Source organism: Pseudomonas sp. Y5-11 (genome assembly GCF_022368695.1).
Lineage (GTDB): Bacteria > Pseudomonadota > Gammaproteobacteria > Pseudomonadales > Pseudomonadaceae > Aquipseudomonas > Aquipseudomonas parakoreensis.
Window position 1 is genome coordinate 6,429,041 of record NZ_CP058974.1, and the last position, 14,120, is coordinate 6,443,160.

General features: G+C 59.8%; 14 protein-coding genes. 12 read left to right on the plus strand and 2 right to left on the minus strand.

What is annotated here, in order from left to right; genetic code table 11:
• Positions 1-274 precede the first annotated feature (274 nt).
• From HXW87_RS28965 to HXW87_RS29020, 12 genes are all read left to right on the plus strand, one after another.
• On the plus strand, positions 275-1,795 hold the full coding sequence (locus HXW87_RS28965; protein WP_047296830.1) for an aldehyde dehydrogenase family protein: 1,521 nt from the start codon (positions 275-277) through the stop codon (positions 1,793-1,795).
• A gap of 305 nt (positions 1,796-2,100) precedes the next feature.
• Entirely contained in the window at positions 2,101-3,471 is a 1,371-nt protein-coding gene (eat, locus tag HXW87_RS28970) for an ethanolamine permease (RefSeq protein ID WP_095668215.1), read from the plus strand.
• Positions 3,472-3,649: 178 nt separating this feature from the next.
• Positions 3,650-5,044 (plus strand): ethanolamine ammonia-lyase subunit EutB, encoded by a 1,395-nt coding sequence (locus tag HXW87_RS28975; RefSeq protein WP_239778246.1) that lies wholly within the window; start codon positions 3,650-3,652, stop codon positions 5,042-5,044.
• A 5-nt stretch (positions 5,045-5,049) separates the two neighbouring features.
• Entirely contained in the window at positions 5,050-5,874 is an 825-nt protein-coding gene (gene eutC / locus HXW87_RS28980) for an ethanolamine ammonia-lyase subunit EutC (RefSeq protein WP_047296920.1), read from the plus strand.
• A gap of 114 nt (positions 5,875-5,988) precedes the next feature.
• Positions 5,989-6,450: a GNAT family N-acetyltransferase gene (locus tag HXW87_RS28985; RefSeq protein WP_007958617.1), complete on the plus strand. Its 462-nt coding sequence runs from the start codon at positions 5,989-5,991 to the stop codon at positions 6,448-6,450.
• A gap of 283 nt (positions 6,451-6,733) precedes the next feature.
• Complete coding sequence (locus HXW87_RS28990; RefSeq protein ID WP_041064947.1) at positions 6,734-7,384, plus strand: DedA family protein; 651 nt, start codon at positions 6,734-6,736, stop codon at positions 7,382-7,384.
• Between the two features lie 4 nt (positions 7,385-7,388).
• A complete protein-coding gene (locus tag HXW87_RS28995; RefSeq protein WP_047296836.1) occupies positions 7,389-8,201 on the plus strand; it encodes a zinc-dependent peptidase in 813 nt (270 codons plus the stop codon).
• 112 nt (positions 8,202-8,313) lie between these two features.
• On the plus strand, positions 8,314-8,841 hold the full coding sequence (ppa, locus tag HXW87_RS29000; protein WP_239778247.1) for an inorganic diphosphatase: 528 nt from the start codon (positions 8,314-8,316) through the stop codon (positions 8,839-8,841).
• Positions 8,842-9,064: 223 nt separating this feature from the next.
• Positions 9,065-9,811 carry a helix-turn-helix transcriptional regulator gene (locus HXW87_RS29005; protein WP_047296837.1) on the plus strand — a complete coding sequence of 249 codons (747 nt, stop codon included), beginning with the start codon at positions 9,065-9,067 and terminating at the stop codon, positions 9,809-9,811.
• Between the two features lie 441 nt (positions 9,812-10,252).
• Positions 10,253-10,492: a type II toxin-antitoxin system RelB/DinJ family antitoxin gene (locus HXW87_RS29010; protein WP_239778248.1), complete on the plus strand. Its 240-nt coding sequence runs from the start codon at positions 10,253-10,255 to the stop codon at positions 10,490-10,492.
• Between the two features lie 157 nt (positions 10,493-10,649).
• Positions 10,650-11,210: a hypothetical protein gene (locus HXW87_RS29015; protein ID WP_239778249.1), complete on the plus strand. Its 561-nt coding sequence runs from the start codon at positions 10,650-10,652 to the stop codon at positions 11,208-11,210.
• A gap of 15 nt (positions 11,211-11,225) precedes the next feature.
• Positions 11,226-11,660, plus strand: a complete 435-nt coding sequence (locus HXW87_RS29020; RefSeq protein ID WP_345773056.1) for a hypothetical protein — start codon at positions 11,226-11,228, stop codon at positions 11,658-11,660.
• Positions 11,661-11,683: 23 nt separating this feature from the next.
• On the opposite strand, the gene HXW87_RS29025 is transcribed toward HXW87_RS29020, so the two are convergent.
• Complete coding sequence (locus HXW87_RS29025) at positions 11,684-12,496, minus strand: DUF2135 domain-containing protein (RefSeq protein ID WP_239778251.1); 813 nt, start codon at positions 12,494-12,496, stop codon at positions 11,684-11,686.
• A 3-nt stretch (positions 12,497-12,499) separates the two neighbouring features.
• Positions 12,500-14,119: a DUF2300 domain-containing protein gene (locus tag HXW87_RS29030; RefSeq protein WP_239778252.1), complete on the minus strand. Its 1,620-nt coding sequence runs from the start codon at positions 14,117-14,119 to the stop codon at positions 12,500-12,502.
• Position 14,120: the final 1 nt, after the last annotated feature.

Sequence of the window (14,120 nt, forward strand, 5' to 3'; positions counted from 1 at the left end):
TCCTACAGGGTTTCTGTTGGCTGAGGATCCTCCAGGCAGGCCGGCATTGCAATGCTGGCAAGACCAGCCGGTCACAGGCTGTGCCAAAAGCGGTACAAACTGTCACGCGCTGTGTACCGAAATCATCACAGGCTGCGCCCGCCCGTCCGACACAAACTACGCAAGGCCTTGATTTGCCTGCCTTGCGCGGCAATGGCCCGACCTTTGCTCTACGCTTATAGCAAGCGCACTTGCGCGTTTCTCTAATAAGTACAAAGCCAAGGAGAACAACATCATGCGTTACGCTCACCCCGGTACTGAAGGCGCCAAAGTCTCGTTCAAGAGCAAGTACGGTAACTACATCGGCGGCGAGTTCGTCGCGCCTGTCAAAGGTCAGTACTTCACCAATACCTCGCCAGTGAATGGCCAGCCGATTGCCGAATTCCCCCGCTCCACTGCCGAAGACATCGACAAGGCACTGGACGCCGCCCATGCCGCTGCCGACGCGTGGGGTGCGACCTCGGTGCAGGCGCGCTCGCTGATCCTGCTGAAAATCGCCGACCGCATCGAACAGAACCTCGAAACCCTGGCGATCACCGAAACCTGGGACAACGGCAAAGCCATCCGCGAAACCCTCAACGCCGACATCCCGCTGGCGGCCGACCACTTCCGCTACTTCGCCGGGTGCCTGCGCGCCCAGGAAGGCAGCGCGGCCGAAATCGACGGCAACACCGTGGCCTATCACATCCATGAACCGCTGGGCGTGGTCGGCCAGATCATCCCGTGGAACTTCCCGCTGCTGATGGCCGCATGGAAACTCGCCCCGGCCCTGGCCGCCGGCAACTGCGTGGTGCTCAAACCTGCCGAGCAGACGCCGTTGGGCATCTGCGTGCTGATGGAGCTGATCGGTGATCTGCTGCCACCGGGCGTGCTCAACGTGGTGCAAGGCTTCGGAAAAGAAGCGGGCGAAGCACTGGCCACCAGCAAACGCATCGCCAAGATCGCCTTCACCGGCTCGACCCCGGTCGGCTCGCACATCATGAAATGCGCTGCCGAGAACATCATTCCTTCCACCGTGGAACTGGGCGGCAAATCGCCGAACATCTTCTTCGAAGACATCATGCAGGCCGAGCCGAGCTTCATCGAGAAGGCTGCCGAAGGTCTGGTGCTGGCGTTCTTCAATCAGGGCGAAGTCTGCACCTGCCCGTCCCGTGCCCTGGTGCAGGAATCGATCTATGACGAATTCATGCAAGCGGTGATGAAGAAAGTCAGCCAGATCAAACGCGGCGACCCGCTGGACACCGACACCATGGTCGGCGCTCAGGCGTCCGAGCAGCAATTCGACAAGATCCTCTCGTACCTGGAAATCGCCAAGGGCGAAGGCGCCGAGCTGCTGACCGGCGGCCAGGTGGAAAAACTCGAGGGCAATCTGGCGACCGGCTATTACATCCAGCCAACCTTGCTCAAGGGCACCAACAAAATGCGCGTGTTCCAGGAAGAAATCTTCGGCCCGGTGGTGAGCATCACCACGTTCAAGGACGAAGCCGAAGCCCTTGCGATCGCCAACGACACCGAGTTCGGCCTCGGCGCAGGTCTCTGGACCCGCGACATCAACCGCGCCTATCGCATGGGCCGCGCGATCAAGGCCGGTCGCGTATGGACCAACTGCTACCACCTGTACCCGGCGCACGCCGCGTTCGGCGGGTACAAGAAGTCCGGCGTCGGCCGTGAAACCCACAAGATGATGCTCGATCACTATCAGCAGACAAAAAACCTGCTGGTGAGCTACGACATCAATCCGTTGGGCTTCTTCTAAAACCCGGGGGCGATACAGATATTTCTGTGTCGCCTGTTCAACCGCCTTCGCGAGCAAGCTCGCTCCCACAGGGATCTGAATTCGATCTCAATAATGGGTTCACCACATAAACCTGTGGGAGCGAGCTTGCTCGCGAAGGCGTCCTCAATGACACAACCCCAAGGCCTGGCCGCTCTGGCACGGCACTTGCGTACCCGTCATTCAGGTTTTGCAAAAAAACTGCCGCTGCGTGAACAGCTTCCATCCACCTCAACCGCTGCACCCGAAAGTCCAACAGATCGAACAATAAAAAACAGAGAGGACTTATGACTTCCACCACACAGCTCAAACCCACACTCGGCACCCTGCACCTCTGGGGCATTGCTGTCGGCCTGGTGATTTCCGGCGAATACTTCGGCTGGAGTTACGGCTGGGGCACGGCCGGCACCCTCGGATTTCTGGTCACGGCGCTGATGGTCGCGACCATGTACACCTGCTTCATCTTCAGTTTCACCGAACTGACCACCGCAATTCCCCACGCAGGTGGGCCGTTTGCCTACAGTCGCCGAGCGTTCGGCGAAAAAGGCGGGTTGATCGCCGGCATCGCCACGCTGATCGAATTCGTCTTTGCCCCACCGGCGATTGCCATGGCCATCGGCGCCTACCTCAACGTGCAATATCCGGGACTCGACCCGAAAATCGCGGCGGTCGGCGCGTATTTCGTGTTCATGACCCTGAACATCCTCGGTGTCAGCATCGCCGCCACCTTTGAACTGGTGGTCACGGTGCTGGCGGTCGCTGAATTGCTGGTGTTCATGGGCGTGGTTGCGCCGGGCTTCAGCTTCAGTAACTTCGTACTCAACGGCTGGTCCGGCGCCAACGAGTTCACACTGGGTTCGATCCCGGGGATTTTCGCAGCGATTCCGTTCGCCATCTGGTTCTTCCTCGCCATCGAAGGCGCGGCCATGGCCGCCGAAGAAGCCAAGGATCCGAAACGCACGATTCCCAGGGCCTATGTCAGCGGCATTCTGACCCTGGTATTCCTCGCCATCGGCGTAATGGTGATGGCCGGCGGTGTCGGCGACTGGCGCCAGCTGTCGAACATCAACGATCCACTGCCGCAGGCGATGAAAGCGGTGGTCGGCAACAACTCCTCGTGGATGCACATGCTGGTGTGGATCGGCCTGTTTGGCCTGGTGGCGAGTTTCCACGGGATCATTCTTGGTTACTCGCGACAGTTCTTCGCCCTCGCCCGCGCCGGTTACCTGCCGAAAAGCCTGGCCAAGCTGTCGCGCTTTCAGACCCCGCACCGGGCGATTCTGGCCGGCGGCGTGATCGGCATCGCGGCGATCTACAGCGACGGCCTGGTCAACCTGCAAGGCATGACCCTGACAGCCGCGATGATCACCATGTCGGTGTTCGGCGCAATCGTGATGTACATCATCAGCATGCTCAGCCTGTTCAAACTGCGCAAAACCGAACCGCATCTGGAACGCACCTTCCGCGCCCCGGGCTATCCGGTTGTGCCGGCCATTGCGCTGTTTCTGGCGGTGGTGTGCCTGGTGGCGATGGCGTGGTTCAACACGCTGATCGGCTGCGTGTTCCTCGGCTTCATGGCCGCTGGTTACCTGTACTTCCAGCTGACCGCCAAACAACGCGCCGACGCCCCGGCAGACGCTATGCTCGAAGGTATCTGAACTGCCATATAAAAGTGCACAGCGCCCATCCAGGCACTGTGCTGGAACTCTGTAGGAGCTGCCGAAGGCTCGGGCCGCGTTCGGACGATCTTTTGATCTTGTTTTTAGAAAATCAATGTCAAAAGATCGCAGCCTGCGGCAGCTCCTACAGCGGGTTTATCGTTTACAGGAGGATATTGTGGCCGCATTTGCCCATTCCGTCGGCGCCCAGACCTATTGCTTCGACAGCCTCAAGGACGTCATGGCCAAAGCCAGCCCGGCGCGCTCGGGGGACTTCCTGGCTGGCGTTGCCGCGCTCAACGACGGCGAACGCGTGGCCGCGCAAATGGCGCTGGCCGACATCCCGCTCACGCATTTTCTGCAGGAAGCGCTGATTCCCTACGAAGCCGATGAAGTCACCCGACTGATCATCGACACCCACGACAAACAAGCCTTCGCCGTAGTCAGCCACCTCACCGTCGGTGGTTTCCGTGACTGGCTGCTCAGCGATGCGGCGGACGAGACCAGCCTGCGCAAGCTCGCCCCCGGCCTGACCCCGGAAATGGTCGCCGCCGTGTCGAAAATCATGCGCGTGCAGGATCTGGTGCTGGTGGCGCAGAAGATCCGCGTGGTCACAAAATTTCGCGGCACACTCGGCCTGCGCGGACGCCTGTCGACCCGCCTGCAACCGAACCATCCGACCGACGAACCTTCCGGCATCGCCGCCAGCATTCTCGACGGCCTGCTGTACGGCAACGGCGACGCGATGATCGGGATCAACCCGGCCACCGACAGCATCGCCTCGATCTGCGCGATGCTGGAGATGCTCGACGCGATCATCCAGCGTTACGACATTCCGACTCAGGCCTGTGTGCTGACCCACGTCACCACCTCGATCGAAGCGATCAATCGTGGTGTGCCGCTGGATCTGGTGTTCCAGTCGATCGCCGGCACCGAAGCGGCCAACGCCAGTTTCGGCATCAACCTCAATGTACTGCAGGAAGGCTATGACGCAGGGCTGAGCCTGAAGCGCGGCACCCTCGGGCAGAACCTGATGTATTTCGAGACTGGCCAGGGCAGCGCGCTGTCGGCCAACGCCCACCACGGTGTCGACCAGCAGACCTGCGAAACCCGGGCCTACGCCGTCGCGCGGCACTTCAAGCCGTTTCTGGTGAACACCGTGGTCGGCTTTATCGGCCCGGAATATCTGTACAACGGCAAGCAGATCATCCGCGCCGGCCTCGAAGATCATTTTTGCGGCAAGTTGCTCGGCGTGCCGATGGGTTGCGACATCTGCTACACCAACCACGCCGAAGCCGATCAGGACGACATGGACACCTTGCTGACGTTACTCGGCGTAGCCGGGATCAACTTCATCATGGGCATCCCCGGTTCCGACGACATCATGCTCAACTACCAGACCACCTCGTTCCACGACGCGCTCTACGCCCGTCAGACTTTGGGACTGAAACCGGCGCCGGAGTTCGAGCAATGGCTGGCGAATATGGGTATTTTCACCCAGGCGGACGGCAAGGTCCGCTTTGGCAACAACCTGCCGCCGGCCTTCCGCCAGGCGTTGGCGCAACTGGGATGAGTGTGATGGAAAAACCGCCTGTGGACCCGCAAAACCCTTGGCTGGAGTTGCGCCGCCTGACCCCGGCGCGCATCGCCCTGGGCCGTACCGGCACCAGCCTGCCAACCCGCGCCCAGCTGGATTTCCAGTTCGCCCACGCTCAGGCGCGGGATGCGGTGCATCTGCCGTTCGATCATGCCGGGCTCAGTGCGCAGCTGAGCGAACGCGGGCGCGACAGTTTATTGCTGCACAGCGCGGCGACTGATCGCAACAGCTACCTGCAACGTCCGGATCTGGGGCGCAAGCTCAGCGACACCTCGGCGCAGGCCCTGCATGAGCACGCGCAGGCCAATCCCGGCGGGGTCGACGTGGCGATTGTGGTGGCGGACGGTTTGTCGGCGCTGGCGGTGCATCGCCATACCTTGCCGTTTCTGAGCCGTCTGGAGGAGCAGATGAGCACCGACGGCTGGTCACTTGCCCCCGTGGTGCTGGTGGAACAGGGTCGAGTGGCCATCGGTGACGAGATCGGTCAGTTGCTGGGCGCAAAAATGGTCGTGATGCTGATCGGCGAGCGTCCGGGGCTCAGCTCGCCCGACAGCCTCGGTGTGTATTTCACCTACAATCCAAAAGTCGGGCTGACCGATGCCTACCGCAATTGCATCTCCAATGTGCGGCTTGAGGGCTTGAGCTATGGCATGGCGGCGCATCGCTTGTTGTATCTGATGCGCGAAGCCTGTCGGCGGCAGCTGTCGGGGGTCAATCTGAAGGACGAAGCGCAAGTGCAGACGCTGGAGTCGGATACCGGTGCGGACATGAAGGGAAACTTCCTGCTTGATCCACCCACAACCTGAACCGTTTCCGCATTGCGTTTCTGCGCTGCTTTAAGGCAGGATCGAAGCACGGCCGCAGGGTTTCCCATCGCCGTCAGAGCAGTTGAAGACAGCCACTTGAAGACGAGACCTATCATGCGGATTATTCAAGCGACCCTCGAACACCTGGATTTGCTGACCCCGTTGTTCGTCAAGTATCGCGAGTTCTACGGTTCCCTGCCTTACCCGGATTCCTCCCGCGCGTTTCTCGAAAAGCGCCTGCGACGCAAGGAATCGGTGATTTATCTGGCCCTGGCCGATGATGACGACAAGAAACTGATGGGGTTCTGCCAGCTGTATCCAAGTTTCTCCTCGCTGTCGCTCAAGCGCGTGTGGATCCTCAACGACATCTATGTCGCCGAAGATGCCCGCCGCCAGCTGGTGGCCGACAACCTGATCCGCACCGCGAAGAAAATGGCCAAGGAAACCCAGGCCGTGCGCATGCGCGTGTCCACCAGTGCTGACAATGAGGTGGCGCAGAAGACCTACGAATCCATTGGCTTCAAGGAAGACACCGAGTTCAAGAACTACGTGTTGCCGATCAGCGACGAGCTCTGAAATCAAAAGATCGCAGCCTGCGGCAGCTCCTACAGGGATAACGCATTCCAAAGGTAGGAGCTGCCGCAGGCTGCGATCTTTTGATCTTTTATCAAACCCGAAGTCTGCCTGACATTTATTCACCCCCCGACATCCCTCGCTACAAAACCAACGCGCTTTTCACCTCTCAGACCGTATAATCCCGAGCTTTCCGGCTTGTAAGAAAAACTACACCCCGCTGTAGGCTTACACCCGAATCATCCGCACAGGCCTGCCGAGTCGGGCCGTTACCACAGGTGCCCCCATGGATTTCAACCCGCTCGACCTTATCCTGCATCTCGATGTGTACCTCGATTTGCTGGTCACCAACTACGGGCCGTGGATCTACGCGATTCTGTTCGCGGTCATCTTCTGCGAAACCGGTCTGGTGGTGATGCCGTTCCTGCCGGGTGATTCGCTGCTGTTCATCGCCGGTGCCGTGGCGGCGGGCGGTGGCATGGATCCGGTGCTATTGGGCGGTCTGTTGATGCTCGCGGCGATCCTCGGCGACAGCACCAACTACGTGATTGGCCGAACGGCGGGCGAAAAACTGTTCAGCAACCCGAATTCGAAAATCTTCCGTCGCGATTACCTGCAAAAAACCCACGATTTCTACGACAGGCACGGCGGCAAAACCGTGACCCTGGCGCGCTTCCTGCCGATCATCCGCACGTTTGCACCGTTCGTCGCCGGCGTCGGGAAAATGCCTTATCCGCGTTTCTTCGCGTTCAGCGTGTTCGGCACCGTGCTGTGGGTCGGCGGTCTGGTGACCCTGGGTTATTTCTTCGGCAACGTGCCGTTCATCAAAAAGAACCTGTCGCTGCTGGTGGTCGCCATCATCCTGCTGTCGCTGGTACCGATGATCATCGGTGTGGTGCGCAGCCGTTTCGGCGGCGCCAAAGTCGAAACCCACTGATCCGATGTGGTCACTGAGCGCCTGGCGTCGCCGGCGCATTCTGGCCAGGCACCCGATTGCCGACGAGATGTGGCAACGGGTGCGTCATCACCTGAGTTTTCTCGACGGCATCAGCGCCGCCGAAGACCAGTGGTTGCGTGAAGCCTGCGTCCTGTTCCTCGAAGAAAAACACCTGACCGCCCTGCCCGGTGTCGAATTGCATCAGGAACAACGCCTGCTGCTCGCCGCCCAGGCCCAGTTGCCGCTGCTCAATCTCGGCGACTTGAACTGGTATCAGGGTTTCCACGAAATCGTCCTTTATCCCGATGACTTTCTCAGCCCGCAACGGCATCGCGATGCCAGCGGTGTCGAGCACGAGTGGGACGGTGAACACAGCGGCGAAGCCTGGCAACAGGGCCCGATCATCCTCGCCTGGCCGGGGGTGATGGCCAGTGGTGGCTGGGAAGGCTACAACCTGGTGATCCACGAACTGGCGCACAAACTCGACATGCTCAACGGCGACGCCAACGGCCTGCCGCCGCTGCACGCCGACATGCGCGTCAGCGACTGGGCCGAGGTCATGCAACACGCCTACGATGACCTCAACCGCCAGCTCGACCGCAACCCCGACGCCGAAACCGCCATCGACCCGTACGCCGCCGAAAACCCGGCGGAGTTCTTCGCGGTCACCAGCGAATACTTTTTCAGCGCCCCGGATCTGCTGCACGCGGCTTATCCACAGGTCTACTTGCAACTGCAGCTTTTCTACCGGCAGGATCCGTTGGGCAGACTGCGGCAACTTCAGGCCACAGACCCGGTCTATCAGGCGCACGCGTAAGCGCTGCACGACTTCTGGTACGTGGCGTCGACGTAGGAATATGCCTATAATCGCCGCCACTTTTTGGTCAATCCGGCCAAGTGTTTTTGGTCAACTACGGGGGCAACGCCCAATGAGCTACAGCAAGATTCCGGCTGGCAAAGACCTGCCGAACGACATCTACGTCGCGATCGAGATCCCGGCCAACCACGCGCCGATCAAATACGAAATCGACAAAGACAGCGATTGCCTGTTCGTTGACCGTTTCATGGCCACCCCAATGTTCTACCCGGCCAACTACGGTTACATCCCGAACACCCTGGCTGACGACGGTGATCCCCTCGACGTGCTGGTTGTGACCCCTTACCCGGTTGCTCCAGGCTCGGTGATCCGCGCGCGTCCAGTCGGCATCCTGAACATGACCGACGACGGCGGCGGCGATGCCAAAGTCATCGCAGTGCCACACGACAAGCTGTCCCAGCTGTACGTCGACGTGAAGGAATACACCGACCTGCCACCGCTGCTGATCCAGCAGATCGAGCACTTCTTCGCGAACTACAAAGATCTCGAAAAAGGCAAGTGGGTCAAGATCGAAGGCTGGGCTGGCGCTGACGCCGCTCGCGAAGCGATCAACAAGTCGGTTGCTGCCTACAAGGGCTAAGCACCTGCTGACTGCAAGATGCCTGAAGAAAACCCCGGTTGATCCGGGGTTTTTTGTGCCTGAGCAATGGCGTTTTAAACAGTGTGTTTATCACGGACTACAGAAAAGTTTCGATGTGAGTGATTTCCCACAAGTACGTCTTACATCCAGTCGCAAAATACAGCCTTTTTTTGAACACCCGGTTTATTCAAACCGCTCTGGCACGGCCGTAGACTCGGTGTTTATGAGAAAGAACACTAGCGGTCCAAGATTCAAGGCACTCCTGGAAGCAGCGAACATCACCACCACGGGATTCGCAAAGTTCTGGGGCACGGAAGCCCAAAACATTCATAACTGGTACACCCGGGGTGTCCCGGCGTATCGCATGGAGGAAGTCTCGCGCCTGCTCTCGGTCAACAGCGAGTGGCTGAAGACCGGCGAAGGCAGCAAGGAGTTACCGCGCCTGCAGACGCCTGCCAGCAACGGCGACACCTTTGATGCCGAGGCCATCTGCGGCGTCTACACCGTCATCGACCCCAGGGACATCGAACTGCCGTTTTTCAAGGAAACGCCGATCACCAACGGCGCCGGCAAAACCCACGTCATCCTCGACCCCGAACAAACCATCCGCCTGCCCCGCGCCCACCTCGATCAACTGGAAATCCGCCACACCGACGCCATCTGCGCACACATGATCGGCAACAGCATGGCCGAGCGCATCGAAGACGGCTCTATCGTCGGCATCGACCGCGGCCTGACCCAAGTCGTCGATGGCGAAATCTACGCCATCGAACACGACGGCATGCTGCGCATCAAATACCTGCACCGCATGCCCGGCAATGCCCTGCGCCTGCGCAGCCATAACAGCGCCGAACACCCGGACGAAATCTTTCGCGCCGCGCAGATCGAAGAGCAACGAATCCATATCCTGGGCTGGGTATTCTGGTGGTCGACCCTGGGCAAACGCCGGCCGGTGGTGCCGTTTCTCTGATCGGATACGGACCTTCGACCCTGCACCTACACCTGTGGGAGCGAGCCTGCTCGCGAAGAGGCCCCGAAAATCAGTACAAATGACGAATTTTGCCCCCCGCAGTGGCTCTATTCCGCACTTGAGACTGGGAATCCCCGACAAAACTCAGTATCCTGCGCCCCACATTTGCGCATCGCCCCGCTCCCGCGGCCCAGATGACGCCTGACGCGGCAGACCAACGTCTGACCAAGTCCCACAGCCGGACGCAGATCCGGGTGTACGTTTTGAAGGCTGACGCGGTTTACCAAAAATAAACCAAGCCAGTCCCCGAGAAGCCGGCCACAAGCCGGCTTTTTAATGCCTGAAAGAAAGCCAGGCCTACCGTCTGAAACCTGAATTCCCATTTGCCTGGTTCGGTGCCCCTGCTACCGTAACGACAAACGTCATTACAGGTATTGCATCATGGCCTCCATCAAGATCCGCATTGATGATGAGCTGAAACAACGCTCCTTCGCCGAGTTGGAAAAGCTCGACGTCACACCTTCAGAGCTTCTGCGCCAAACACTTCAATACGTTGCTGAGCGGGGAAAACTGCCGTTCAAGACCGCACTTATCAGCGAAGAAGATGAAGCGCTCATTGCCGTTGTTAGCGAACGTCTCGCTTCCCCTCAACGAGTCAAGGTAAGTCTGGATGACGTATAGTCTTGAATTCGATCGTCGTGCTTTAAAGGAGTGGAACAAACAGGCATCGCAATAAGCCATTAGCACATCCGCCCTAATTGCCCCGCGCCCAACCTCACCACTAAATTTCCATTCTGTTTTTGTGCATTACAAAAGCGCCAAGGAATGGAGCAACACCATGTCGTCGTTTTTCAAACTCAATCAATCCGTTGTTCTGCTGACCGCACTCCTGACCGCTACCACTTCAGCCTTGGCGGACAAGCCGAAGCTTGTTGGTGACTGGTGGATCATTTACGGCAACGGTATTCCCCACAAGAACATCATGTATGTCGCCGACAGCACTTCAGTCGTGCCGTCGAAGCACACCAAGGGGGCCAAGTTGGTCGCCGTGACACTGGTGTATGAAGAACCCGGCAAACCGATGATCGATGCCTACAACCTTGAAGTTCAGTGTTCGACGAATAAGGTCCGAATGCTCAATGGCCAGTCGGTTGATCGCATCGCCTACATGATGCGCAACCTGAAAGTTAATGACCAATGGCAGCAGCCGAAGGAGTTCTGGGTGCAGCGCACCAGCGAGTTTGTTTGCTCACCCAATAAAAAGGACATGATTGCGCTGGGCAAGATGGAGTACCTGCAGATGATTCAGGGTATGCAGCAGATGTTCTTCAAACTGGCGCCGATTCAGGAGAAAGGCCAGATGATGGATAACCTCGACTCGATCCTGGGCAACAAATAAGCGGCGGGAATCACGATGAACCCATGGACTAAAACATTATTGGCGCTGCTGATAGCGCCCGCGGTTTTACTGATCAATGGCTGCCACCTGATTGCGCAGTCGCGCTGGGAAGGACGCGATGTTCAGGAAGCGCTCGATCTGTTTGGCAAACCCGACTCGATGAAAAAACAGACCGGGGCCAACGGCGAGAATCTGGCTGTGCTCACCTGGTATAAATCGTCCAGTTGGACCACCACGGAAGCGGCCGGTACATCAATGAATCACACCGGTAACGGCATGGTTTACACCGAGTATTACCAGACGGTCGGCCACAGTTCCGACTGCAAACTCGAAGCCACCGTCAATAAGGCGAAAAAGATCGTGCTGTTCAGGATCGAGGATGGAAAGATCATTCACGGCAAGTGCATCAACGTGCCGTTCGTGCCCGGTTATATTCCGCCCGGTTTCTAGTGCAACCCTGAGCAGGTACCTGCTCAGGGATAACTGAACGACTTCACCAACGTCAACTCCCCCACCGCCCGCATCGGCACCACAAACGTCTCCATCTTCTCGCTCGGCGTGCCTTCCTCGGTAATCACCGACACCTGCGCCGTGGTCAGCGGCTGCACCGCCTCTTCCCCGCCTTCATCATCCCCGCGATAACCACCGCCGAAGTAGTTCACATACACCAGATACTGGCCCTTGATCGGTGCCGGCATGGCGAATATTTCCGGGCCGTAGCCGGTAGTGACGTCGACGTCGAGCGCCGCGCCATTGGGCGCGACTCGATCGCCGTACCAGATGTGCGCGCCGTCGGGGGTGATCAGGTGCAGGTCGAGGTCGGTACCGTCGCTGTCCCACGACAGCAACACGCGCAGTTTGGCCGGAGTCGCGCCGCCGCTGGCGTTGAGGAACTGCGTGCGATGGCGTTGCTGGCCGTCGGGGCTGCGCACTTCGACGCTGTTGCTGCCGTTGGGGAAGGAGAACGGACGGTCGAAGCGGCCGCTGTCGTCGATTTTCAGCGGCATGCTGACACCATTGACGATCAACCGGCCGGGCTCCTTGTTCTTGGGGGTGGCTTTGATTTCGCCGCTGATGCGCGCGGTGTTGGCCTGGCCGACCGGGGTGTTGACCGACGAGGCCGGGTAGTTGACGGTCTGGCGGAAGTTTTCGCCTTCGCCCTCGGGCGCGCCGGTGCGCCAGCCGCCGACCGGGGTGTCGAGTTTGACGCTGTCGGCGGCCATCGCCATCGGCCATGCATTGAACGCGCAGAGCAACAGCAAGACCTGTGGATAACGGAGTGTCATGGTCTATTCCAGCAAGAGGTGACGGGCGAGCCCTTCGATGTAGGTTTCATCCTGGCCGTTGGGATGTGCTTCAAAGGCCAGGTGCAGGTATTCGTGAGTCAGATCGAGGCGATCCTGCAGCGTGAGCACGCCGCGCACATAAATGCGCTGGCGTTCGCGATCGACAAACGGGCGGCCGAACGCCAGTTTGCACACCGCGAAGGTGCTGACTTCGTTGTAGCCGGTTTCGCTTTCCAGTGTGGGACGCCAGCCGCGACGCTGCTTTTGCAGCCAGTCCTGGGCGGCAGGCAGTGCTTCACAGGAGGCCACCGGATTGTCCCAACGGCTGAGGCTGGCGCGCGGATAGGCGTGTAGCAGAATCGCGTCGTAGCGCTGGCCGGCGTCGGCCTGCTCGACGGCCTGTTGCCAGGCGAGTTTGTCCGGGCCGGGTTGATCGGAGTGATAGGTGACGGTGCTGCCGGCCAGCACCAGATCCGCGGTCCACGCCGCGATGTTGCGCGACTCGGCGGAGGCCGGGCGCGGAGCGACGCGCTGACGGTTGCTGCTGTCGTCGATGTTCAGGCAATCGCCGTTGCGCGTGGCGTTTTGCAGCAGATAGGTGCGGATCGCCACGGCCAAGGCTTTAGCCGCTTCGGCGGGTTCAGGTTTGGCTTCGCGCTCAAGGACTCGGGCGACGTACTCTTCGCGATCAAGTCTGGCGACCAGTTTGTCGTTGAGCAGAAACAGTTCGCCGGAACTGTGGATATCCAGCGCATTGCCGTTGGCGAATTCGACGCGGTAGTCGCCCTGCAAAGGCCCGGAACCAGCAACGCGCTCACCCGACATGACTCGCGAAAGCGGATAGCGCGAGAACAGTCCGACCTCAACACAACGCCCCGCTTCCGCCGGCCAGGAAGCAGGCAACACCGTCGCCAACGCCTGCCCGTAATGGCGCAAAACCATCTGACTGGTGCCACGCCCACCGGCCCAGATCGGCGAGCCGTCCGCCGTCCAACCGGCGAAACCACCCTGGCGCGACTGCGGATCCTGATCGCCGAGCCAGCTCCAGGTCTTTACCCGCAGGCGACCACCCAACTCACCAACGACATTGCCGTCCGCCGCGTTCAGCACGACGTCGAGCAACACGCGGCGCATCTGCTCCTGTGCCGGCAGCAACGACAACACTTTCAGCAAATCAGCCACGGAAACCCGGGTAGCCGGTTGCACGGTTGGCAAATCCAGCAACCACGCCGGCGCCTGACGCGCCTGCCAATACGTACGCCAATCGGCAGCAGCAATGCCCAGCCGCGCCGGCTCGAAGTACAAGCCGCAGGATTTCACCAACGCCTGATCACGCTCGATCCTGCCGCCCGCCGAACAGCAATAAACCTCGTCCTTCGACTGTCCGCGACACTCATACGCCGGCTCGCGGGCACCGGTATCCACCAGCCACGCGTAGACGAACAATTTCCACAGGCTGCCCAGCGGCGTCTCCAGCGTCGGCGGCAACGGCTCGCGAGCGATCAGTTGCGTGTGATTCAACGACAGCAACTCACCCTTGTACGCCAGCCGCAGCGGCTCATCCTGCGCCGTCGCCAGCGCAGGCATCACACACATCAGCAGCCACAGCAGCGGCCGGTTCATG

Bases quoted from the DNA above. Each gene is read 5' to 3' on its own strand.
- HXW87_RS28965 (WP_047296830.1), top strand. From the start codon at position 275: ATGCGTTACGCTCACCCCGGTACTGAAGGCGCCAAAGTCTCGTTCAAG.
- eat (WP_095668215.1), top strand. From the start codon at position 2,101: ATGACTTCCACCACACAGCTCAAACCCACACTCGGCACCCTGCACCTC.
- eutC (WP_047296920.1), top strand. From the start codon at position 5,050: ATGGAAAAACCGCCTGTGGACCCGCAAAACCCTTGGCTGGAGTTGCGC.
- HXW87_RS28985 (WP_007958617.1), top strand. From the start codon at position 5,989: ATGCGGATTATTCAAGCGACCCTCGAACACCTGGATTTGCTGACCCCG.
- HXW87_RS28990 (WP_041064947.1), top strand. From the start codon at position 6,734: ATGGATTTCAACCCGCTCGACCTTATCCTGCATCTCGATGTGTACCTC.
- HXW87_RS28995 (WP_047296836.1), top strand. From the start codon at position 7,389: ATGTGGTCACTGAGCGCCTGGCGTCGCCGGCGCATTCTGGCCAGGCAC.
- ppa (WP_239778247.1), top strand. From the start codon at position 8,314: ATGAGCTACAGCAAGATTCCGGCTGGCAAAGACCTGCCGAACGACATC.
- HXW87_RS29005 (WP_047296837.1), top strand. From the start codon at position 9,065: ATGAGAAAGAACACTAGCGGTCCAAGATTCAAGGCACTCCTGGAAGCA.
- HXW87_RS29010 (WP_239778248.1), top strand. From the start codon at position 10,253: ATGGCCTCCATCAAGATCCGCATTGATGATGAGCTGAAACAACGCTCC.
- HXW87_RS29015 (WP_239778249.1), top strand. From the start codon at position 10,650: ATGTCGTCGTTTTTCAAACTCAATCAATCCGTTGTTCTGCTGACCGCA.
- HXW87_RS29020 (WP_345773056.1), top strand. From the start codon at position 11,226: ATGAACCCATGGACTAAAACATTATTGGCGCTGCTGATAGCGCCCGCG.
- HXW87_RS29025 (WP_239778251.1), bottom strand. From the start codon at position 12,496: ATGACACTCCGTTATCCACAGGTCTTGCTGTTGCTCTGCGCGTTCAAT.
- HXW87_RS29030 (WP_239778252.1), bottom strand. From the start codon at position 14,119: ATGAACCGGCCGCTGCTGTGGCTGCTGATGTGTGTGATGCCTGCGCTG.